This is a genomic window from Martinezella sp. CNPSo 3959, from assembly GCF_057784355.1.
The window spans coordinates 72395-93930 of sequence record NZ_JBXSOV010000009.1; the positions used below are offsets into that span (position 1 = coordinate 72395).

At 58.2% G+C, this 21536-nt stretch carries 20 protein-coding genes; 7 read left to right on the top strand and 13 right to left on the bottom strand.

The genetic code is table 11. The features are described from left to right. The first annotated feature begins 23 nt into the window (after positions 1-23). A complete protein-coding gene (locus AC13RE_RS19160) occupies positions 24-1781 on the top strand; it encodes a glucosidase family protein (RefSeq protein ID WP_488564096.1) in 1758 nt (585 codons plus the stop codon). 26 nt (positions 1782-1807) lie between these two features. On the opposite strand, the gene AC13RE_RS19165 is transcribed toward AC13RE_RS19160, so the two are convergent. After that, a complete protein-coding gene (locus tag AC13RE_RS19165; protein WP_488564097.1) occupies positions 1808-2431 on the bottom strand; it encodes a GNAT family N-acetyltransferase in 624 nt (207 codons plus the stop codon). A gap of 236 nt (positions 2432-2667) precedes the next feature. Between AC13RE_RS19165 and AC13RE_RS19170 the strand changes: the two genes are divergently transcribed. The 3 genes from AC13RE_RS19170 to AC13RE_RS19180 all read left to right on the top strand — a co-directional run bounded on the left by AC13RE_RS19170 (position 2668) and on the right by AC13RE_RS19180 (position 5858). Beyond that, positions 2668-4002 carry an ABC transporter substrate-binding protein gene (locus AC13RE_RS19170; protein WP_488564098.1) on the top strand — a complete coding sequence of 445 codons (1335 nt, stop codon included), beginning with the start codon at positions 2668-2670 and terminating at the stop codon, positions 4000-4002. A gap of 129 nt (positions 4003-4131) precedes the next feature. Then, positions 4132-5028, top strand: coding sequence for a carbohydrate ABC transporter permease (locus AC13RE_RS19175; RefSeq protein WP_488564099.1), 897 nt, complete (start codon positions 4132-4134; stop codon positions 5026-5028). Then, positions 5025-5858 (top strand): carbohydrate ABC transporter permease, encoded by an 834-nt coding sequence (locus AC13RE_RS19180; RefSeq protein ID WP_488564100.1) that lies wholly within the window; start codon positions 5025-5027, stop codon positions 5856-5858. Before AC13RE_RS19175 ends, AC13RE_RS19180 begins: the two co-directional genes overlap by 4 nt. 92 nt (positions 5859-5950) lie before the next feature. Here the strand turns inward: AC13RE_RS19180 and AC13RE_RS19185 are convergent, their stop codons facing one another. From AC13RE_RS19185 to AC13RE_RS19210, 6 genes are all read right to left on the bottom strand, one after another. Further along, complete coding sequence (locus AC13RE_RS19185) at positions 5951-6847, bottom strand: TIM barrel protein (RefSeq protein ID WP_488564101.1); 897 nt, start codon at positions 6845-6847, stop codon at positions 5951-5953. Positions 6848-6927: 80 nt separating this feature from the next. Beyond that, positions 6928-7866, bottom strand: a complete 939-nt coding sequence (locus tag AC13RE_RS19190; RefSeq protein ID WP_132720227.1) for an ABC transporter substrate-binding protein — start codon at positions 7864-7866, stop codon at positions 6928-6930. Positions 7867-7934: 68 nt separating this feature from the next. Continuing rightward, on the bottom strand, positions 7935-8909 hold the full coding sequence (locus tag AC13RE_RS19195) for an ABC transporter permease subunit (RefSeq protein WP_015343233.1): 975 nt from the start codon (positions 8907-8909) through the stop codon (positions 7935-7937). A 34-nt stretch (positions 8910-8943) separates the two neighbouring features. Further along, on the bottom strand, positions 8944-10494 hold the full coding sequence (locus AC13RE_RS19200) for a sugar ABC transporter ATP-binding protein (RefSeq protein ID WP_488564102.1): 1551 nt from the start codon (positions 10492-10494) through the stop codon (positions 8944-8946). Further along, positions 10491-11900 carry an FGGY-family carbohydrate kinase gene (locus AC13RE_RS19205; protein WP_488564103.1) on the bottom strand — a complete coding sequence of 470 codons (1410 nt, stop codon included), beginning with the start codon at positions 11898-11900 and terminating at the stop codon, positions 10491-10493. Before AC13RE_RS19205 ends, AC13RE_RS19200 begins: the two co-directional genes overlap by 4 nt. Then, the gene (locus tag AC13RE_RS19210) at positions 11897-12670 is read right to left on the bottom strand and encodes a DeoR/GlpR family DNA-binding transcription regulator (RefSeq protein ID WP_132720223.1); all 774 of its coding nucleotides are present in this window, start codon (positions 12668-12670) and stop codon (positions 11897-11899) included. Before AC13RE_RS19210 ends, AC13RE_RS19205 begins: the two co-directional genes overlap by 4 nt. A gap of 170 nt (positions 12671-12840) precedes the next feature. Here AC13RE_RS19210 and AC13RE_RS19215 point away from each other — a divergent pair, with 170 nt between their 5' ends. The 3 genes from AC13RE_RS19215 to AC13RE_RS19225 are packed head-to-tail and all read left to right on the top strand — an operon-like array spanning position 12841 to position 16042. Further along, entirely contained in the window at positions 12841-13920 is a 1080-nt protein-coding gene (locus tag AC13RE_RS19215; RefSeq protein ID WP_488564104.1) for a class II aldolase/adducin family protein, read from the top strand. After that, complete coding sequence (locus AC13RE_RS19220; RefSeq protein ID WP_488564105.1) at positions 13917-15200, top strand: FGGY-family carbohydrate kinase; 1284 nt, start codon at positions 13917-13919, stop codon at positions 15198-15200. The genes AC13RE_RS19215 and AC13RE_RS19220 overlap by 4 nt, the downstream gene beginning before the upstream one ends. Next, on the top strand, positions 15197-16042 hold the full coding sequence (locus AC13RE_RS19225; RefSeq protein ID WP_488564106.1) for a TIGR01459 family HAD-type hydrolase: 846 nt from the start codon (positions 15197-15199) through the stop codon (positions 16040-16042). The genes AC13RE_RS19220 and AC13RE_RS19225 overlap by 4 nt, the downstream gene beginning before the upstream one ends. A gap of 23 nt (positions 16043-16065) precedes the next feature. Here AC13RE_RS19225 and AC13RE_RS19230 read toward each other — a convergent pair whose 3' ends face one another. From AC13RE_RS19230 to AC13RE_RS19255, 6 genes are all read right to left on the bottom strand, one after another. Further along, complete coding sequence (locus AC13RE_RS19230) at positions 16066-16995, bottom strand: GNAT family N-acetyltransferase (protein WP_132720219.1); 930 nt, start codon at positions 16993-16995, stop codon at positions 16066-16068. 390 nt (positions 16996-17385) lie between these two features. Further along, the gene (locus AC13RE_RS19235) at positions 17386-18711 is read right to left on the bottom strand and encodes an alpha-amylase family protein (RefSeq protein ID WP_488564107.1); all 1326 of its coding nucleotides are present in this window, start codon (positions 18709-18711) and stop codon (positions 17386-17388) included. Then, positions 18692-19117 (bottom strand): MarR family winged helix-turn-helix transcriptional regulator, encoded by a 426-nt coding sequence (locus AC13RE_RS19240; RefSeq protein ID WP_488564108.1) that lies wholly within the window; start codon positions 19115-19117, stop codon positions 18692-18694. The genes AC13RE_RS19235 and AC13RE_RS19240 overlap by 20 nt, the downstream gene beginning before the upstream one ends. Positions 19118-19414: 297 nt before the next feature. After that, positions 19415-19825: a VOC family protein gene (locus tag AC13RE_RS19245; RefSeq protein ID WP_488564109.1), complete on the bottom strand. Its 411-nt coding sequence runs from the start codon at positions 19823-19825 to the stop codon at positions 19415-19417. A 151-nt stretch (positions 19826-19976) separates the two neighbouring features. Next, the gene (locus AC13RE_RS19250) at positions 19977-20663 is read right to left on the bottom strand and encodes a Crp/Fnr family transcriptional regulator (RefSeq protein ID WP_488564110.1); all 687 of its coding nucleotides are present in this window, start codon (positions 20661-20663) and stop codon (positions 19977-19979) included. Between the two features lie 57 nt (positions 20664-20720). Further along, on the bottom strand, positions 20721-21512 hold the full coding sequence (locus AC13RE_RS19255) for an SDR family NAD(P)-dependent oxidoreductase (RefSeq protein WP_488564111.1): 792 nt from the start codon (positions 21510-21512) through the stop codon (positions 20721-20723). Between the last annotated feature and the right edge of the window lie 24 nt (positions 21513-21536).

Here is a 21536-nt window from a genome sequence, read left to right on the forward strand (position 1 = left end):
CGGTGAAAGGTGCTTGATTTGCCATGATGACTCCCACGTCCCACGGCGAAATCACAACCAGCCACCCGGTCATTCTGCCGATCATGGCGCCTCGGCTGCAGGCGGATGCGCATCCCGACGGCTATCTTGATCTCGCTCTTTGGGGAAGTGGTCGTCTGGGGCGCATACGTTTTTCCAGGCTTGCCGGACCTTACATTTATGGGCCAAACAGGATTATTGCCGAAGCGGGTGGCATCTTTGTCGCCCAATCAAGCCCCATCCTTCTGATCCGCAATGCCCGCCTGGAGGGGGTTTATCCGGCGCGTCGCTGCGCTTGGTGGCATGAGATTGACAAGGATAGTCCGAAGCCCAAACTCACCAAACGCAATAATCGCCGTATCGTCATGACCGGTTGGGGTGCGATGATCATCGAGATCGATGATGGCGATATCCGTATCGCTGCCGGAGCCTCGAAAGAGGAAGCAGAAGCTGCATTCGGTCTTGCAAACGACGCTATCGTCGCAGAAGCCGCGAGTTATATAGCCCGCTGCGACCTCACGCCAAAGGCCGATCCCGTAATGCGCAGCATGGTGATGCAGGGAGCACACGCCGCACTTTCCAGCATCCGCCTGGATGAGAATGGCAGGTTTGCCGGTCTGGCTGCGGGCCAGGCCTACAGTGCGCCTGCTCGCACCTATTATCGCGATGGCTACTGGACGATGCAAATGCTGTTGAAGCTTGCCCCGGAAGCGGTACGCGATGAAATTCGACTTTTGGCCAAGGGAGTCCAGCCCGACGGAGAGGCGCCGAGCGGTGTGATTTTGACCGGACCGGCGCAATCGCGCGCCTGGCAGAACTTCGTTCTCGATGCCACACGAAATCCCGAGAAATATCGCGGGAAGGCTGCTCCGGAGCATCACAATCGTCCCGATGATTGGTGGAGCGATCATTTCGACAGCCCACTTTTCTTCATCCTCTTTCTTGCCGACTATGTGGCAACGACGGGGGATGTGGCGGAGGCAGTGCGGCACTGGCCGCTTGTGACCGCCATCGTTGAACGATATCTGGCCCTTGCAGGTCCCGGCAGCGTATTGCCGCTGAAGCCGCGAAACGACAGGGATTGGGCGGACAATGTCTATCGGGAAGGTCTCGTCTCCTACAATCTCGGCCTTTTCGTCGGAGCATTGGATGGCGTGGCCAAGCTGGGAGCCGGACATGACCCCGCATTGGCGCAGAAGGCACGCGAGGTAGCGGCCACCGCTCGTGCCGAAATCGAGGGCAGGCTTTTCGTCCCGAGCAGAAACGGTTACGCCGATTTCGTCACTCCTGATGGATTTATCGAGGATCATCTTGTCCTCGATAGTCTGACGCTCTCCCGTTATGGGGTGATTTCGCAGACACGAGCCTCTGGCCTGCTCAAGGCCATGGAAGAGGTCTTAGAAGCTCGAAACAATACCAGACAGCCCTATGGCGATTGGGGTATGTTGTGCGCCTATCCGCCGTTCAAGCGGGCAAGTGACGTGAGATCGAAAACCGCTTTCCCCTTTCGCTATCACAATGGATCCGATTGGCCCTATTGGGACGGCATCTATGCGGAAGAGCGAATACGCCGCGGTCTCGGTGGCGCACGCTATGCCCTCATACGCTGGTGGGAAACCTGCCTGGCAAATGGTTGGGCCGGCGCTGTTGAATATTTCTCGCCACCCTATGGACGCGGTTCCCTGCTGCAGGGGTGGAGCGCGATGCCGGCGGCTGTCGTCCTCAAATATGGCCTGGAAGCGGCCAATGCGGAGAATAGATAATGAAGGGAGGCCGGCAAGATCTCTGTTCAGATTGCCGGCTTGTCCAATTTCATAACGAAGGCAAGGTGCCCGTCATGGCTGAGTTCTTCGAAGCCGAGATGCCTGTAAAATCCCTTGGCACGTTCGTTTGCGGGACTGACGCCAAGATGGACCGCAGGCACGCCGTGGCTCGAAAGCTTGTTGAGCATGGTCTTGATCATCAGGCGTCCCCATCCGCCCGATTGCGCTTCGGGCAGAATATTGATGTGGAGATGCGCGGGGTAGGTTTCTTCAAGGCCCGGCGTGCCGCTGTGAGGATTGGCTATTCGCTCCAGAACATCGACGTCTTTTTCCGTGCTGGGTACCAGACCAGCGATCTCGCGGCGAACAACCGGCCACCAATCTCTGCCGAGCGCTTTGTCAAAGCTGGCGGTATCCGGCGTACCGACAACATAACCGACGACCCGCTCATGGCTGGCAAGAACGAACGCGAATTCAGGAACGAATTTGAGATAGGGCACCGCCCATACGTAACCGGGAAGGCGCGGATTGCTGTAAAGCGCACTCGCATCGGCTCCCGCGTCAGCCGTCACCAGACAAATATGGAAGAGGGCGTCAACGTCGTTCTCGGTCGCCGGACGGATGAAATAATTGTCGATCTTGGGAGGCATCGCACCATCGATTTGCTGGCCGCTGCACGGCGCGAGCTGACATCAGGCAGCGGTAAAACTGGGAAGGTTGAGGCACTGCATCTGCGGGATGAAGGCCCGCTGATCTTTTGAAAAGGATAAGGAAATTCATCAGGTCAGTAAAGGCCTGACGATGCAAGACATTCGGCTCGTCTCAGCAGGACAGGCCGGTTGGAAACGATAGGAACTGCCAAAACGCAGCTAGAGGGAACCAATCAATGTTTAGCAATTTCATCTCCATCAACATGGCATCCATTCTGAAGAAGACAGGAATTTTGGCGGGCGTCACGTTCGTCGGGCTCGGCATGTCGACGGCCGTCTTTGCCGAGACGCTTACCGTCTGGGACGACCATGACTCGGAGTCGCGGGCTGCCGTGATGACCGAGCTCAACGCCAATTTCCAGAAGGCGCATCCTGAGGTTAAGCTCGACCATACCGTGCGCGACTTCCAGGATCTCAATCTTACGCTAAAGCTTGCGGTTTCATCCGGCGATGGTCCAGTAGTGACCAAAGTTAACCAGGGCGCCGGCGACATGGGCGCGATGGTGAAGGAAAACCTTCTCGTTCCTGTCGATACCTATCTCAAGAAATATGGATGGGATAAAAACCAGTCCGATAGCCTGCTTGCGCGTGACCGCTGGTCGAGCAAGGGCGAGTTCGGTGTCGGGGAGACCTACGGTATCTCGTCGCTCGCCGAAATCGTCGGTCTTTATTACAACGAAAAGGTCTTGAAAGCCGCCGGAGTCGAGCTGCCGATCAAGAACTTCGACGATTTCCTTGCAGCCCTCGATAAGGTCAAGGCGGCAGGCACCCCACCGCTGACGATCGGCACGGCCAAGGGCCATCTGGCGCTCCATATGCTGGCCGGGATCAGTCAGGCGCATATCGATGCATCCGATCGAAAGGCGCTTGATGACCTGGTCTACGGTCGCGGCGGAACCTGGAATACGCCCGGCAATCTGGAATCGGTGAGACTTGCTCAGAAATGGGCAACAAACGGCTATTTCTCCGATGGTTACCAGGGCATCTCGGGTGATGATGCCGTTCAGCTTTTTGTTGCTGGCCAAGGGGCCTTTCTGATTTCTGGAACCTGGTACTTCGGCGATATGCAGAACAATCCGGATATCCATTTCATGCCGATCCCGGCGCCCGCCGGTATCAAGCATCCGCTTTCGGTTGGCGGCGTCGACCTTGCCTGGGCGATCACCAGCCTGGCCAAGAGCGACAAAATGAAGGATCTCGCGGGCGAATACATCAATTACATGGTCTCCAAGGACGCATCCGTGACCTGGGCCCGAGCCGGCTATCTGCCAGCAACTCCAGTTCCGGAAAATGCCGGGATTAACGCTTCCCCGCTTCTGAAGGAGGGCATCGCGATCTGGAAATCGTTGAACGATGATAACGCACTGGGGCATTATCCCGATTGGGCGAGCCCCACCATGCTCAAGACGTTTGATGAAAATACGCCCCTGCTGTTTGCGAACAAACAAACGCCTGAAGAGCTGATCGGCAAGCTCGATGCCGATTATGCCGCCTATATGAAGAGCAAGTGATTGCCAGACACAGCAAATCCCGCTGCTGCTCCATTTGGTGAGAAGCAGCGGCGGGAAACTTCGCTACGTCAATCCTAATCACAGCCAGAGCGGCGCCAGTCGACCCCTGGCATATTCATGAGATGGTGCATGAAACGTTCACCACTTGATGCCAACGCCAGCAGAAATCTCCTTTATATTCTGCCTGGTTTGCTGGTCTATTTTGCTCTCGTACTCGGCCCCATTATCGCAGCAATCGGTATCAGCTTCACCGAATGGAATGGGATCGGTTCGCCCAATTGGATTGGCTTCGGCAATTATGCGAAATTGCTCTCGGATGAGACTTTCTATGTCGCATTGAAAAACAATGCGCTCTTTATGGTGTTCTACTGTGTCATCCCGATCGTCGTCGGCCTGTTGCTTGCCGCATTGGTCTGGTCGCTCAGGCAGCGAGAGCAGTTCGCGCTGCGCACATTGCTGTTTTTGCCCTACATCATGCCGACCGCCGTCCTTGGCATCATCTGGCACTGGCTCTACAATCCCGCTTTTGGCCCCATCAATCAGGCGTTAAAGCTAGCTGGCTTGGGTTCGATCGCTTTACCCTGGCTTGGCGATTTCACCTTTGTCCTACCAGCCGTGGGCATCGTCGCCAGCTGGTATTTCTTCGGTTTCTGCATGGTGCTGTTTCTTTCCGGTATTCAGCGGATTGACCCCTCGCTGTTTGAAGCGGCGAGGGTGGACGGTGCTTCAGGAAACAGGATTTTCTTCTTCATAACGCTGCCGCTTCTGCTGCCGGAAATACGCATCGCGTTGCTTCTCACCATCATTGCTTCCATCAAGAGCTTTGACCTGATCTTTACGATGACCAGAGGCGGTCCGGCCAATGCGACCCTCGTTCCCAATATCTATATGTATGAACTGGGCTTCCAATTGAACCGTTATGGCTATGCCTCGGCCGTCGCCATCATCGGTGCGATTTTGGTCTTTGCAATCAATTATGCCGTTCATCGGCTGGTGCGGCCAGTGAATGAGGGGAGTGCATCGTGAGCCGAAATTTTCATGGGGCAGGTGCCGTATTGCCGTCGCGTATCATTCTTTGGCTCTTTGCGGTCCTAACGGTTATTCCCTTCGCTCTTCTGATACTGACGTCTCTGAAGAGCCGTGCCGATCTTATCCAGGGCGCATTCGTATTGCCCGCCTATCCGCATTTCGAGAATTATGCGAATGCTTGGATCGAAGGCCATTTCAACGTCTATTTCCTGAATTCTGTTCTGATCGTTTTCCCTGTAGTCATCGTCAGCATCATACTCGGGACATTGACGGGATTTAGTTTCGCATTCCTGAGCTTCCCCTTCAGGCGCACAATTTTCGTTCTTTTGACCATCGGCATGATGGTGCCGACCGAGGCCTTCATCATTCCGCTCTACTATGAAATGCGCTATGTCGGCCTCATCAACACTTATGCAGCGTTGATCCTGCCGCAAATTGCCATGTCGCTGCCTTTTGCGACGATGTTCATGGCAAGTGCGATGCAGCAGTTGCCATCGGAGATCATAGAGGCAGCCGTCCTCGATGGGGGATCCAGACGATACATTCTGTCGAAAGTTATCGTGCCTTTGATGCTGCCGTCGATGTCGACGCTGGCATTGTTCCTGTTTATCTGGACATGGAACGAATTTCTTATTCCACTTGTTCTGGTCAATGACGACAACTATCGCACCCTGCCGATCGGCATGCTGTTTTTCCAGGGACGTTATACGGTCAATACGCCCGTGCTGACAGCGGGCGCTGTCATCGTTATCGGCCCGCTCATTCTCGCTTACATGCTATTCCAGCGCAAACTCATCACAGGCCTCACGGCTGGAGCGACAAAGTAGATCTGTATGTGCTTTGCCCTGCGAGATGAGCAATTCTACGCCGGTGTTTGCTGACCGTCGGGTGACCTTTGATCCACTATTGCGGAAATGGCTCAGCGGGAAAGGTGGGCCAGCTTCACCAGATCCGCCTTGCGGCTGGCGGTTTCCAGTCCCAGCTCGATGAATTGCCGTGCATGTCTGGCAAGGGCAACATTGTCGTCCCAGAGATTGCGCCAGATCGCAGTCTTCAGCGATAGGTCCTTGTCGACGATGGCGGTCGAGAAGGATTCGAAGGTCACGTAGTCGTTCCAGCCGATGGCGACCAATGCATCGAAAATGGCGGCGAAATCGATATTGCCGGTTCCGAGATAGCCACGATGGCTTTCGCCGATATGGACGTAGCCGATCTTGTCGCTAGTATGGCGGATGGCGAGCCCGACATCGGCCTCCTCGATGTTCATATGGAACGTGTCGAGATGCAGGAAAACGTTGGATGCGCCGGTATCGCGAATATAGGCCATGCCCTGGGCGGCAGTGTTCAGCATATTGCTCTCGAACCGGTTGACGATCTCGAGGTTGAGGGTGACGCCGGAAGCCTTTGCCTGGTCGGCGACCTTGGACAGGGTCGAAACACTGGTATCCCACCCCCTTTTCGTCGGCGCAAACTCCTGCTTGCCGTGCGCCGAGCTCAGGATTCCCGCAAGCTTTGTGCCGCCGAGATCGCGCACCAGCGCTACAGCGCGGTCAAGAATGTCCTTGCCCTTGGCAACGATCGTCGGATCCTCGCTGGAAATATCGCCTTCTGCCGGCAATCCCATGCTGATTGCGACATCGAGGCCGAGTTCTTCGATGCGGGACGCGAGCCATTTCACATCTACCAGCTTCGGATCCAGATAGGAGAATTCGATCAGCTGGAAGCCGAGCTCGTGCGATCTTGCGAGAGCCTTTTCAAGGTCTTCCTTGGAGGAGCCGGCACTCCAGACGAAGGAGTGAACACCGATTTTGGACATGGGACGCCGCTTTCCGATTGGTGGCAAAGATCGCGGCCCGCCCCCGCAGAAAAAAGGGACGGGCCGCTCGGGAGGAGATTTTAGCGAGCTGCCGTCCAGCCCTTGTAGTCCTTGAGATTGTCAGCCGTGATCAGCTTGGGATCGAGGAGGACAGTGGGCTGGGCGGGCTTCTTGCCGTTGAGGACATCGACCGCCATCTTCAGGGAGTCTCCGGCCATCGTATAGGGATCCTGCGAAGCCGATGCCTTGATCATCGATTTTCCGCTTGCGAGCGACTTTTCGATGTCGGGAGCACCATCGACCGATGTGATGAAGAACTCATGGCGATTGAGCTGCTTGGCCGCCAGTTCCGCGCCAATGCCCGTCGGATCGTTGATCGCGAAGACGGCATCGATCTTGTCGAAGCGCGTCAGAAGTCCCTGCATGACGGCGAGGCCACCGTCGCGGGACCCCTGGCCGTTCTGGTCGTCGGACAGGATCTTGATATCCGGGCTCTTCGCCAGGACGTTCTTGCAACCCTGAACGCGGTCGAGGATCGACGAGGAGGCCGGGCCGTTGATGATGACGACGTTGCCCTTGCCCTTCAGCTGGTCGGCGATGTACTGGCAAGCCTCTTCGCCGGCCTTGATGTTGTTGGTCATGACGGTGACGTCGGCGCCCGGAGCCGATACGTCAAACGCAGCAACGATGACGCCTGCAGCCTGCGCTTTCTTGACGGCGGGAGCGATCGCCTTGGCGTCGACGGCATTCAGCATGATGATATCGACGCCGGCGGCGATGAAGCTGTCGATCTGCGAGACCTGCTTGTTGAGATCATAGTCGGCCGATACGGACGTGACTTGAACGTTCGGATTGATCTTCTTGGCGCTGTCTTCGATACCCTTGATGGTGGCGACGAAGAACGGATTGCCGAGTAGGCCGACAGAAATGCCGATCTTCTGAAGATCTTTGGCGGCAGCCGGCATTGCTATGGCAGCCGCAAGCGCAGTGGCGGCGAGCAGTTTCGTGATCATACGCATTCTTTCCTCCTTATGGCGCTTCCTGCGCCCCGTTGTCCGGTAATCCCGGTTCCTCCAGCCGCACATCCTCAGGTGCGGCTAAGCCCTTTCAGCCGGTAGCGGTCGAGCGCCACGGCCACGATGATGACAAGCCCCTTGATGATGTACTGCCAGATGTCGGATACCCCGACGAGGATCAGACCGTTCGAAAGGACGGCGATAATGAGCGCGCCGATCAATGTGCCCCAGATCGAGCCGACACCGCCGACGAAGCTGGTGCCGCCGAGAATGACGGCAGCGATCGCGTCAAGCTCATATGCCTGGCCGAGCTGCAGGCCATTGGCCGCATAAAGGCGGGCTGCCGACATCACGCCGCCCAAGCCGGAAAGCAGGCCTGACATCGAATAGACGAAGAGCAACACTAAGGGCACCTTGATGCCGGTCAGGCGCGCTGCCTCCATATTGCCGCCGACCGCATAGATCCAGGTGCCAAGAACCGTGCGCTTCAGGATCACCCAGGAAATCAGGATCGTCAGCAGCGCAATGATCGCAAGCCACGGCACGCCGAGGAAGTTGCCGTTGCCGATGAAGTCGAACGGCAGGTCGGGGTTGAAGACCGTCGTGTCATTGCCGAGCAGGCGGGCGATCCCGCGCATGGCGGTGAGCGAGCCGAGGGTGACGATAAACGGGGGCAGCTTCAGGAAGGCGATAATTGTGCCGTTGATGACGCCGCAGGCAAGACCGACGGCGATTGCCGCGGGTATGCCGAGCATGCCGATATCCGGAACGAGGGAGACGATGACGCCGATCATGGCCGATGCCGCAAGAATAGAGCCGACGGAAAGGTCGATGCCACCAGTCAGGATCACGAAGGTCATCCCGGCCGCCAGCACCGTATTGATGGAGGCCTGCTGCATGACGATCGACAGGTTGTTGACGCTGAGAAAGCGGCCACTGATAAGATGAAAGCCGATCGCCAGAAGAATGAGGACCGGAAGCATGCCGAGGGCGGTCAGTGTGGACCGCAGCTTCATCTTGTCGGTTGCTGTCTGTTCGCTCTGCATTGCCCTTATTTCCCGTTCTCTTTCTTGTCGCGCTCTATGCGTCTCGCTTGGCGGCGCCGGTCGACAGGGCCATGATGGCCTCCTGGCTGATCGGCCGTTCTTCCGAGCCGGCGATCTCGCCGGCAATGCGGCCTTCGCGCATGACCAGCACCCGGTCGGCGATGCCGATGATTTCGGGCAGATCGCTGGAGATGACGACGATCGCGATGCCGCTCTGGGCCAGTTCGTCTATGATCCGATAGATCTCCGACTTGGCGCCGACATCGACGCCGCGTGTCGGCTCGTCGAGGATGATGACCCGCGGCTTGGTTTCGAGCAGGCGGGCAAGAAGCACTTTCTGCTGATTGCCGCCCGAGAGCGCACCGACATTGATCGCCGTGCTCCTGGTGCGGATCGACAACGACGAGACAGCGCTGTCGGCGCGCTTCTTCGCCTTGGCGAAATCGAGAAAGCCGCCAGATCGCGAATCCTCGGAAATCACGCCGATATTGATGTTTTCGTTGATCGACATATCCAGAAACAGGCCGAGACCCTTGCGGTCTTCGGTGAGATAGGCAATCCCGGCATCAAGCGCGGCACGTGGCCCGTTCAAGGAGAGGTCGCGGCCATTAAGTGAAACGCTTCCAGAGTTCTTGTGGTCCGCGCCATAGATGAGCCGCGCAAGTTCCGTGCGTCCGGAGCCGACAAGACCCGCTATGCCAAGCACTTCGCCGGCGCAGGCATCGAAGGAGCAGTCATGCACGCGGCGTCCGTCACCGATGTTGTTGACCGAGAGCACCACCTGGCGATCCCTGCCGCCGGCGCGGTGTTCCTTCTTGTAGAAGGAGGAAAGGTCGCGGCCGACCATCATGGACACCAGCCGTTCGGCCGAAAGCTCGTCGTGCTCCAGCGTGCCGACATAGGCGCTGTCACGCAACACGCTCACCCGGTCGGCCAGGGCGTAGATCTCTTCCATGCGATGGCTGATATAGATGATCGCAATGCCATGGGCCTTCAGGCCGGCAATGACCTCGAAGAGCTTTTCGGTTTCGCGGCTTGTCAGCGATGTCGTGGGCTCATCCATGACGATGATGCGCGCATTCGTCGTCAGCGCCCGGGCGATTTCCACCATCTGCCGTTCGCCGAGAGACAGGCTGGCAACCAGTTGGTTCGGCGAAAAGGCGATGCCGAGACGTTTCAGGATCGGCTCGGCGCGCTTTCTGATATCGCCGCGATCGACGAAACCCACATGCGATGGCTCGGCGCCCAGGAACATGTTCTGGGCGACCGTCAGGTTGGGTGCGAGCGACAGTTCCTGGTAAATGACGGCAATGCCATTGGCTCTTGCCTTGATCGGGTCGCCGGCGATGACAGGGCGGCCGCTGACGAGGATGCTGCCGCCGGGATCGGCCACATAGGCGCCGGAGAGAACCTTCATCAGCGTCGATTTGCCGGCGCCATTCTCGCCCATCAGCGCGTGGACCTCGCCCGGATAGACGGTCAACCACACATTGGTCAGCGCCTGCGCATTGCCGAAGGTCTTGCTGATGTTCTGCATTTCGAGAACAGGGGTGGCGACCTGATCGCTTGCCGCAGCTAGGCTCATCGCATCATCTCCTTCGACCCCGCCCCGTCCGACACTTGTGAGCGCATCCCCTCAACACGGCGTCGCCATTCCCGCCTGTAGGCGTCGAGACCGTTGATGAGGGCCGGGCGAACCTCTTCGGTCTCGTTGCGGAACGGTTGCAGGCCGGCCTGGCGCAACACGAGGGCGGCAGCCCCGAAGGCGCTGCCCTCCGGATTGGAGCTGGTGAAAACGGTTTGGTTGCGCAGCGCTGCCAGCATCGGTGCATAGAGCTCCGCTTTGACAAGGCCGCCATCGATGACGATGGCGTTTTCCGAGTGGATCAAATCGAGTGACAGATCCGTCATCAACGTCACGTAGAGCAGCGCAACCGCAGCCCGTTCTTCGCCCGAGACGGCAGGGCCGGCAAAATGGCCTTCGGAATGCGGGAAGGGACCACCGGGGGCAAAGGAGGGCAGGGCGAAGCTGCCTTTGGAGATCACGGCTTCGATTGCGGCAGCCGAAATCGGTTTCGTCCAGCCATCGCTCGCGACATCATATTCCCGGCCGCCCATGAAGCGGATGGTTGCCGCCGGTGCACGATCGACCGTGACGTTGGCAAGCATGTCGCGGCGCTGATCCAGCGCTCCGAGCGGGCAGGCCTGATTGAAGATAATCACCCAGGTGCCGGTGGAGACCAGCGTGAAATCCTCGAAGCCGAGGGAGCGATAGTAGAAGAGCGAGGAGTTGCTGTCGTGCACGCCGTTATGTACGGCAACATCGACGTGTTCGCCGGTGCCGAGCGTCACCGGATAGGTGCCGAGATGCGCGCCGGCCGCTGCGAAGCTCGGCATCTTCGCCCGCCAGCCCTTGGCGTCGACGAGGCTGCTGAAATCATCGGCAAGCGGTGCCCAGAGGTGCGAATGGCAGCCGAGATAGGAGACCTCAGAAACCGCCTTGCCCGAGAAACGCCAGGACCAGAACTGCGGATAGGCCAGGATGGCGTCGGTCTCTTCCAGCATTTCCGGATCACGATCGGCAAGCCAGAGTACATGCCGGCCATAATTGAAGCCGAGCGGCAGGCGAGGGGAAAAGGTCTCCGAAAAACTCGGGATGAACAGGTCGATCCGCGCGGCAATGTCCGCCGGCGGCTCCTGCTCGTAATCGAGTATCGGATGGCGCAGCGCATTGTCGCCGATCAAAGCAAAAGTGCACCCGTGGGCAGAAAAGGTGACGTGGCGGACCCCATGTGTCTCGACAGCGCGGGCAAGCTCGCTTTCCATCCAGGCAAACAGCGTGCCGTCGTCGAGAACACGAAGATCGCCATTATCCAGCCAGATCGGCTTCGTTCGCCGTTCGGCAAGGACTAGGCCATTTCCGTCGATGACAAACAGCTTCGAATTCGTCTTGCCGAGGTCGAAAACGGCGATGGGCCGATGCGTGCTCACGCGACACCCCCGACATTGGCAATCAGAATTGTCACGCCGGCATTTTCCAGCATGTTGGCATTGGCATCGGACAGACCGTCGTCGGTGACGATCGTGCCGACGCGCGAGAGCGGCAGGACGAGGTTGCGCGGCTGGATGGAGAATTTCCGGCTGTCGGCGAGAAGCACGATCTCGTCGGCGCAGGTACTGAGTTCGCCGATCGCCTTGATGAGCAGCGGATGGGATTCAAAAAGACCCTGCGTGCCGATGCCTTGGGTGCCGATGAAAAAACGCGAGGCGAAAAAGTTCGGCGCGCCGGCGGCGGGATCGTGAATGATGCCCGGTTCACGATAGAGCTCACCGCCGGCAAGGCTCAGATGGCAGCTGCCATGTTCGCCGAGATAGGCGGCAAGCGGCATGGAGTTGGTGTAGACGCGCAGGTTGCGCCGCGCCAGACGCATTCCGAGCTCAAAGCAGGTCGACCCGGCATGCACAATGATGGAATCGCCGTCCCGGACCAGCGATGCAGCCTTTTCGGCGATCGCGCGCTTGGCCTCGACGGCGATATCGCGGTTTTCGTCGAAGGGGCGGGCTGCGAGGCGTCCGCCGACTTCGAAAGCCGATATTCCGCCATAGACCTTCTTGGCTCGACCGGTTTCGTGGAGCTTGTCGATATCGCGCCTAATGGTCGCCGGTGAAACGCCCAGCCGGTCTTGTAGGTCTCGAACCGAGGCGAATGGCGTCTCGCGAAGCAGGTCCGTGATGATTTTGTGCCGGTCGGCGTCGTTCACGCAATTTCCTCCCGGCTTCTCCCTGCCGATGATTGAATGTAATCACAATGATTGGCGTTACGCAAGCATCTGTGACGTAGAAACTTCATCGTTGACGATATTCAATCTAATGCATACCATGAAGATAAAGTTTGCTCACCACTGGGTGAGGGGCATCATGAGGATGGAGGATGATCTTGACGGTGGCACCACGCGGCTCGGATGGTGAGTTCGAACGGTTTTTGACTCTGTCCAAAGAGATTGGCGCCGACATTCTCAAGACGCAGGGTGCCGGCGGGAATACATCGCTGAAGGATGGCGACATGATGTGGGTGAAGGCCTCGGGTACCTGGCTTGCCCAGGCCGGAGATCGTGACATCATGGTTCCCGTACGTGTCGCGCCATTGGTGGAGGCGCTGCGGCAAGGGGATGCGCGCGCCGAAAAGGCGACCGATTTTGTCATCGGCGCCTTGAATACGAGTGGCTTGCGGCCTTCCATCGAAACGAGTTTTCATGCGGCTCTGACAAATCGGGTCGTTGCCCATTACCACTGCGTCAACGCGATCGCGCTTTCGGTGCTGGCGCAACGTGACGAGATCCTGAAGACGAAGCTCGACGCAACCGGAATGAAATGGGCAACGACGTTCTATCGGCGTCCCGGAACGCCGCTGGCGCGGGAGGTCGATCATGCCGCTGCCGACAAGCCTGATGTACTCATCCTCTACAACCACGGCATCATCGTCACCGGCGAGACCGTTGAAGAGGTATCAGGCCGGATCAAACAGGTGACCGCGGCGCTGGCGATGCCCGTTAGGCAGGTTTCCCAGCCGGAGATCAGGGCATTGCAGCGCATCGCGGAGGGGAGCAGCTATGCTCCGGCCTCCGATGAAGCCAGCCATCAGTTGGCGCTCTCGCCTGAAAACATCGGGATTGCCACGGGCGGGTCGATGTATCCGGACCATGTGATCTTCCTCGGCACGAAGATCGGGCTGCTGGAAGCCGGCCAATCGCTACAGGCCTATCTCGAAAGCTTTGACGGCACTGAGGGCGGTACGCCGAAGATGATTATCGTTCCCGGTTCCGGCGTTCTGGTATCGAATACGCTGACCCCCGGTGGCCAGGTGATGGTCCGCTGCCTGGCGGAGGTCGTATCCCGCATCCCTGATGGCGCCGACGTCGTTTACCTCTCGCAAGCAGACGAGTACGAACTCACCAATTGGGAGGCCGAGCAATATCGTCAGGCGCTCGATCGTGGAGCGGCAAAGTCGTGACATCCAGGCAAACGTCTGCCGTTGCGACCATCATCGGCATCGATATCGGAACGTCTGGCGTTCGCGCCGCCGCTCTTGCTGACAATGGCGATCTGGTTGAGATCGCGAGCGCACCTTTCTTGGACGCGCATGAAGGTCGAACGCCGTCGAGCTGGTGGGCTCGGACATCGGCCGCTTTGACGGAGCTTGCTGCAAAAACCAGTCTCTCCTGCGTCCGTGCGATCGGTGTCGATGGAACGTCCGGAACGGTTCTTGCGATCGACAGCGCGGGCGAGCCGGTCGGTGCGCCCCTGATGTACAATGATGCCTGCCCGGATCCATCGATCGTCGAGAGCGTTTCGCGTCATGCGCCAGCCGATAGTCCCGCCCGCGGTTCCAGTTCCGCTCTCGCAAGGGCGATCCATCTGTCGCGCCAGCCTCAGGTCTCGCGAGTGGTTCATCAGGCTGACTGGATTCTGATGAAGCTCGGTCATGACGGCTGTGCGAGCGATGAGAACAACGCGCTCAAAACCGGGTACGATCTTGTCGCCGAAGAGTGGCCCGACTGGATCGAATGGGCGGGACTGGACCGCCGGCTGCTGCCGGCCGTTGAGCGGGCGGGAGCCCCTTTATCGGTGGCGACGGGTTTTATTCGCAATCTTGGCGTCGACAGAGCCTGCCGCTTTCACGCGGGAACGACTGACGGCTGTGCTTCCTTTCTCGCAACGGGGGCCTCGCAGATCGGCGATGGCGTCACCGCGCTCGGCTCCACACTCGTTCTCAAGCTCGCGTCGGAGCGGCCGATCAATGCGCCGCAATATGGCATCTATTCGCACAGGGTGCTGGATTTCTGGCTGCCAGGCGGCGCCTCCAACAGCGGCGGCGGCGTCATTCGATCGCTGTTTGGTGATAACAGGCTCGCCGAATTGACAAAGCGCATTGACCCCGATCAGCCGACAGGGCTCGATTTCTATCCGCTGCCGAAGGCCGGTGAACGCTTTCCAATCAGCGACCCGAATTATGCGCCCCGGCTAGAGCCGCGCCCTGCCGATGAGGCGATCTTCTTTCAGGCCGTGCTTGAAGGCATTACCGAGATCGAGCGCCTCGGCTATGAACGACTGACTGAACTTGGTGCTGCACGGCTGCGATCGGTCAGAACTGTCGGCGGCGGCGCGAAAAACCCGGCATGGACCCGGATGCGGCAGGCGGCCCTTGCCGTGCCTTTTGCAACGTCGAACTCGACGGAAGCGGCCGTCGGTACTGCCTCCCTCATCCTTCAATGGCAGGATAAACAGCGGTGACAATTGCGCCATATACCACCCTTGCAGCACTGATCGACAATTACGACTACTTCCTGATCGATCAGTTCGGGGTGCTGCGCGATGATGAAGGCGCCTATGATGGGGCAATTGCGGCGCTGCGCGTGCTGAAGGATCATGGCAAACACGTCATCGTGCTTTCAAATTCGGGCAGAAGCGGCGAATACAATACAGAACGCTTCGTCCGTCTTGGCTTCGAGCGTTCGCTTTTCGAGCATTTCGTGACCTCGGGCGACGTCGCCTTCGAGATTCTATCGGCCTCGCCTGAAATTGGACAGGGCATGAAGGCCTTCACGATTTCTAGTGGCGGCGATCACGACCTTGCTGATCGTCTCGGGCTTATCAACGTGTCGCGGTCGAATGAAGCCGATCTCATTATCATTTCCGGCAGCGAGGCGGAAAAGATTGAGCTCGACGATTATCGTCGGCAACTGGCGCCGGCGGCAACCCGTCGCGCGCCCTGTTTCTGCACCAATCCCGATATTCATAAGCTTGCCGGCGGAAGGACCGCGCCCGGCGCCGGTGCGATCGCCAGAATCTATGAGGAGCTTGGCGGTAAGGTGCACTGGATCGGCAAGCCATATCGCGAGATCTACATGCTGGCTATATCCCGTTGGACGAATGCCGAACCCGGCAGGATCGTCTGCATCGGGGACAGTATCGAGCACGACATCAAGGGTGCGGGCGATATGGGTCTAGCCTCCGTGCTGGTGCGCACCGGCATCCTGGCAGCCGCCTCACAGCAGGAACTGGCCCAGCTGACGCGACGACACCATGCAGTTCCCACCTACCTGTTGCCGTGCTTTTCGGTCGACGCAGCGTGAACGGTGCGTGCTTGTCCCTGTCCTCAAAGAAAATGGTTCGAAACTCTTGGGTTGATGCGGCGGATCTTGCGCAAAGTCTGGTAGAGGGTGTTCGACTTCATCACAATGTAGCGCGGAGAAACGGTGCCGCCGAAGCCGGAATAGAGCAGGATGGAACCGGCATTCGCCACACCGTCAAAGTCGAAGACCAGCCCCATCGAAGCGGCATTTTTGATGGCGCTCCAGATCAACAGAGGGATCGCGCCGTTGCCGCTGTCGGCCGTGCGGGTCGATAACATGTAATAATAGGATCTGGCATCCCAGACACAAAATATAGCCGCCCTGACATCCCCTTTGTCGTCCACTGCGACGTAGAAATGACCACGTCCGCGGTCAAGTGCCCTGGTGACGACATCTATGCAGGTGATGAAGTCGATATTGGGTTCCTCACCTTTGGCTCTAAGATTGGCGATGGAAAAGCGGAAGAATGCCTGCGGGTCCATGATGTTCGAGACACCGTAACGCTCCTCTGCCCGACGAATGACATTTCGTGTCTTGTCCCGCATGGCTTTCCACATGACTTCCAGAGGGGCCGGGCCGACTTCGAAGGTGAACTGAGCCGTCACCTCGAAATCCTCGGCCTGAAAAGCAAGCACGTCTCTGACGTTGTGGTGCAGCTTCTGACGGAATGAGGAGAACTGCGGCAGTTTGCGGATGAGCTCACGTGTGATCGCCTGACGCTTCACGAAGCGGTTCGGCTCGCTGCCGGAACCGTCGTTGATGCCCGGGCCGAGAAAGTGGGTGAGGGTCGGCATATTGATGCTGTGCAGACCAAGTCTCGTTTCCTTGAGATAGGGCAGCCGGCCCACTGTCCGCCCGCCTTCGGTCACTTCGGATATCTCGGCTCGTCCCTTCGTCGCAGCATCGAGCCACCAGTGCTCGTGAAATATTGTCGGTATCAAAGGATCCAACACTCCGGGCCTCCTCCAAAAGAAATGTGCAAACTTGCTTCTTTAATTGGTCAAGTTGCTGCAACATCCCCAAAGTACCTCTCTTAGCATACTCAAGCGCCCTCAGAAATGGAGTAATAATTTTTCCGATTTGAGAGAAATTCTTCAAATTGATAGCTGATTATATTAATGGGGCGAGCAGTATATTAAGATAGTTTGCGCTCAAACGCGGCAATGATTGATGCCGCAACATCTCGAAAGCGTCCTTAGGCTCTCTCGACCATATTGCCTCGCTCGACGCATTGCCTCTGTCGTTACAGCGACCACGGAAGCGCTCGGCGCACAGAGCCGACGCGACTTTCTCCACCAAGCTTGGCTTGTTCCGAAAATGTGCCCGATGCACTCAGGATATGATTATTGTTTCTCCGTCGAAAGCACGGCCCAGCCATATCCGGGCAACCGGATCGAAGTCGATCGATCCAGCTCAGCCGTTATTGCTGCAGCGGTTCCCGCAAGCACGTTTTGGGCCCCCGGCGCAGGGAGAATAGCGTCGCCATCACGGAGATTAAGGGCGACGAGGATCGTCTGGTTGTTTGCTTCCATGGCCCAGACGGCCTGCCGGGCGGTGAGGTGAATTTTTCGGCTTTTGGCTCTGACGAGCCAGGGATGACGGCGGCGAACCCCAATCAGCTGCTGATGAAGTCGATAAATCGGCCAGCCGAATGGAGCGAGCTCCTCGGGCCTTGCGGGAAAGGCAGGCCGGATTGCATCATCGCCGCCGGCCCGGTTTTCCTTGACGCCTCGGAAAGCTTGCTCGTCACCGGCATAGATGGCCGGCGTGCCGCCGACTGTCATAAGAATGGCAAGAGCGTGAGCGACGTGCCGTTCATCAGTCAACCGGCTTGCCAGCCGCGTGACATCATGATTGCCGACAAAGGTGAGTGGTACGAAACGCTCCAGGAACCCATTGTGCCGCTCCAGCGCCCACTGAAGTTCGAACAGGTTGCAGTCATTGATCGCGCTCCAGATCGCCTTCCACAATTCGTACTGCGTCACTGCGTCGACGCCGGTCGCCGTTACGAAGCCATTGTAGTCGCCGTGGATGACCTCGCCGAATATGTAAGCGTCGGGATGGCGCCGTCGGACATCCGCCAGCACCGTTTTCCAGAATGGGCGAGAGACCGCGTAGGCCGCGTCGAGCCGCCACCCTGACGCGCCGCAGTCCAGCCAGTGGTTCATGATGCTCGTCACATAGGCGGCAACTTCCGAGGAATCGTGGTTCAGCGCCACCAGTGCATGATGTCCCTCGAAGGTCGCATAGGCGGGGCCGCCCGTGTCGTCCCTGCCGAGCCAGCGGAACCAGCCCGCCTCCTGAGAAGCCGTTCCATTCTCAAGGGCGGCACGGAAAAGCGGAAAATCCCTTCCGACATGGTTGAAGACACCATCAAGGATGACCTTCAATCCACGTCGTCGTGCCTCCATGATGAGCTGATCGAAATCGCTGTCGTCACCAAGACGAGCGTCGATGCGAAAATGGTCGATCGTATCGTAGCCGTGTGTCGATGAGGCAAAGATCGGCCCCAAAAGGAGCCCCGAGGCCCCCAGCGCGACGGCATAGTCGAGCCAATTCACGATATGGCCCAGGCGATGGTGAATGCTCGCATGGGCCTGTTGCTCGGCGCCGACGAAACCGAGGGGATAAATATGCCAGAAGATGGCGCTATCGATCCAATGCGTCATGAGCATCGATCTCCAATCTGCCTTGATCATCAAAGGCGAGCTTGAGCATAATGTCGGTGGCCGCGATCAAAGCCGTGCGCTCGCTTTCTGAAAGCACGCGCAACATCGCCTCGCGCAACCACGCCTGTCGCGCGCGCAGATCATTTGCGAGCACCGTCTTGCCCTTCTCTGTCAGAGCGATGATCAACGCTCGCTGGTCAGCCGGATCTCTCCTGCGTTCGATCAGTCCATCGCCTTCAAGACCGGCTACGATCCGCGTCAGAGATTGAGGCTGAAGGCGTTCCTCGATCGCCAGTTGCACAGCGGGCATCGGTCCAATGCGACCGAGCGTTCCCAGAAGACTGATAGCAGCAAGCGTCGGCGCGCCTTGCGGGCGCTCGCCGCGCAGCCTCCGTCCGAGCGCCAAGACAGCGCGCAGGAGAAAGAGGGCTTCTTGATCGACTTCATTTATCATATGCTACGCATAGCGTATTAATTGAAGGAAGGCGAGCATTCATCACCATTTCCCCACCGCGGATATAAGTGGTACGCCGGTATCTGAACCGCGTGGTCGGCTTCGACGGCACATCCTTTCCAGGTCTCGCCCGGTTTTTCAGATATTTGGGACGCAATCGCTGAAGGACAGCTTTGCGCCCCAATTTGGCTCTCGTCATTCAAATGGTACGCTCGGAGCCGCCCGCTTTACCGCGCGACCTGCCGAGCTTCAGTCACCGGCGGACATTGCGCTCGGATCCATCCATACTGCTTCCCAGACGTGACCGTCCGGATCGGCGAGATTGCGATTGTAAAGGAAGCCGAGATCCTGCCTTGGATTGATGTCGGCTTGCCCGCCATGGGCCGCAGCGGCATCATTCATCTGGTCGACGGCCTTACGGCTCTCGCAGGATATAGCCAGCATCACTTCGCTTGAGGTTGCCGGCGGGATCGGGCGGCTGGTGAAACCGCGCCACTTTTCGTGAGTGAGGAGCATGACGTTGATCGTCTCGCTCACCACCATGCAGGCCGAGCTATCGTCACTGAACTGGGCGTTATTGGCAAATCCCAGAGCCTCGTAGAAGGCCTTGGACCGAGCCAGGTCGGCCACCGGCAGGTTCACGAAAATCATCTTGGTCATTTTTGGTTTCCTTTGTTCACGGCAGGACAGGGTCGCATCCGCGGTCGATATCCGCTGGTCGACGCCCGCCGTGACCGTTGCGGTGGTTGCTTGCCCGGCAGAAATGCCGCAATCCGGCCGTGAAAGAATTGATGTTTGGTAAGAAATCGCGTCAGCCTCTGTCTGGCCTTGTGATAGCGATTGTCTTTCGCAGCCGGCTGAGGCTTTCCGGAGTGATGCCCAACCAGGCGGCGATGTGATGCTGCTTCAAACGCTTATGCAGTTCCGGCTCCTTACGGATAAAATCGATATAGCGCTGCATTGCGTCGTCATGCCTGAATGCAATCTCGCCCGGTTCTTTGTCGATGATCCAGTGGCGCTCCATGTATCTGATATAAAAGGCGGCAATGTCGGGGAAGTCGCTGACGAGCAATCTAAAAGCCGCAAACTCATATTCGAGGACGGTGGTGTTCTCGATCGCCGTAATCGCGAAAGGGCTGGGCTCGCCGAGCAGGGTCGCGCTGACCGAAGAGGCAATGCGGTTCTCAGGAAAGAAGCATTTAATAATCATGTCGCCGTCGCGGCCGACATACCGCTGACACAGCAGGCCTTTGACGACGAAGGCATAGGTCGTCGGTACGTCGCCCGCCCGAATGAAGGGCTCCTCCTTACGGTACTGTCTCGGCCGCAGGAGTGATGACCAGGCGAGCTCGGCTTTTTCTGACAGAGGGGTGTAGGTCCGGATTTTGGTGAAGAATGCTTGTGTGTTCATGAGCTCAATCCGCGAGTCGGCGATGACCTTAATCTGACCCATCTCATCGCTGTGGGAAAAGAGCAATCTGGCGGCGTCCGGCGACATTTATAGGTTGCGCTTGGCGCATCTTGCCGCCGGAGTTTGTTCGTCTGCTTGCGACGGTCAGAACGCGCTCTTCACCACCCCGCCATCGACCCGAAGCGCCGCGCCATTGGTGGCGGAAGACAGTGGGCTTGCGACGTAGGCGACCATGTTTGCGATTTCCTCAGGCTGCGCGAAGCGCTTGATCAGCGAAGTCGGCCGGATTTTCTCGAAGAATTCGGTCTCGAATTGCGCGAAACTCTTTCCTTCCGAGCCGGGCAGCGCGGCGACGAAATCGACGACGCCGCGCGATTTCGTTGGACCTGGCAAGACGCTGTTGACCGTGATTCCGGTGCCCGCAACGGATTCCGCAATACCGCGCGCCACTGCAATCTGGGCCGTCTTGGTCACGCCGTAATGCACCATCTCGGCCGGAATATGCACGCCGCTTTCGCTCGAAATGAAAATGATACGACCCCAGTTACGCTGGCGCATCGAGGGCAGATAAAGGCGGGCGAGACGAACGCCAGAAATCACGTTGACATCGAAGAACCGACGCCAGTCAGCGTCCGGGATCTCTTCGAACGGCTTGGGTTCGAATATCCCAAGATTGTTGACGAGGATCTCGACATTCGGAAAGCGCCTTACGATTTCATCAGCGGCCTGCTCGGTTGCGAGATCGCCGGCAAATCCCTCCACGTGGCCGCTTCCAATCACAGCAAGTTCGGCAACCGCACGATCGACCGCTTCTTTGGTCCGCCCATTGACAATAACGTGGGCACCCTCACGCAAGAGAGCTGCCGCGATTGCGTGACCGATGCCGGCGGTGCTGCCGGTGACCAGAGCTAATTTGCCGTCGAGTTCGAGATTCATGATGCTTCTCCAATGAAAACGTCA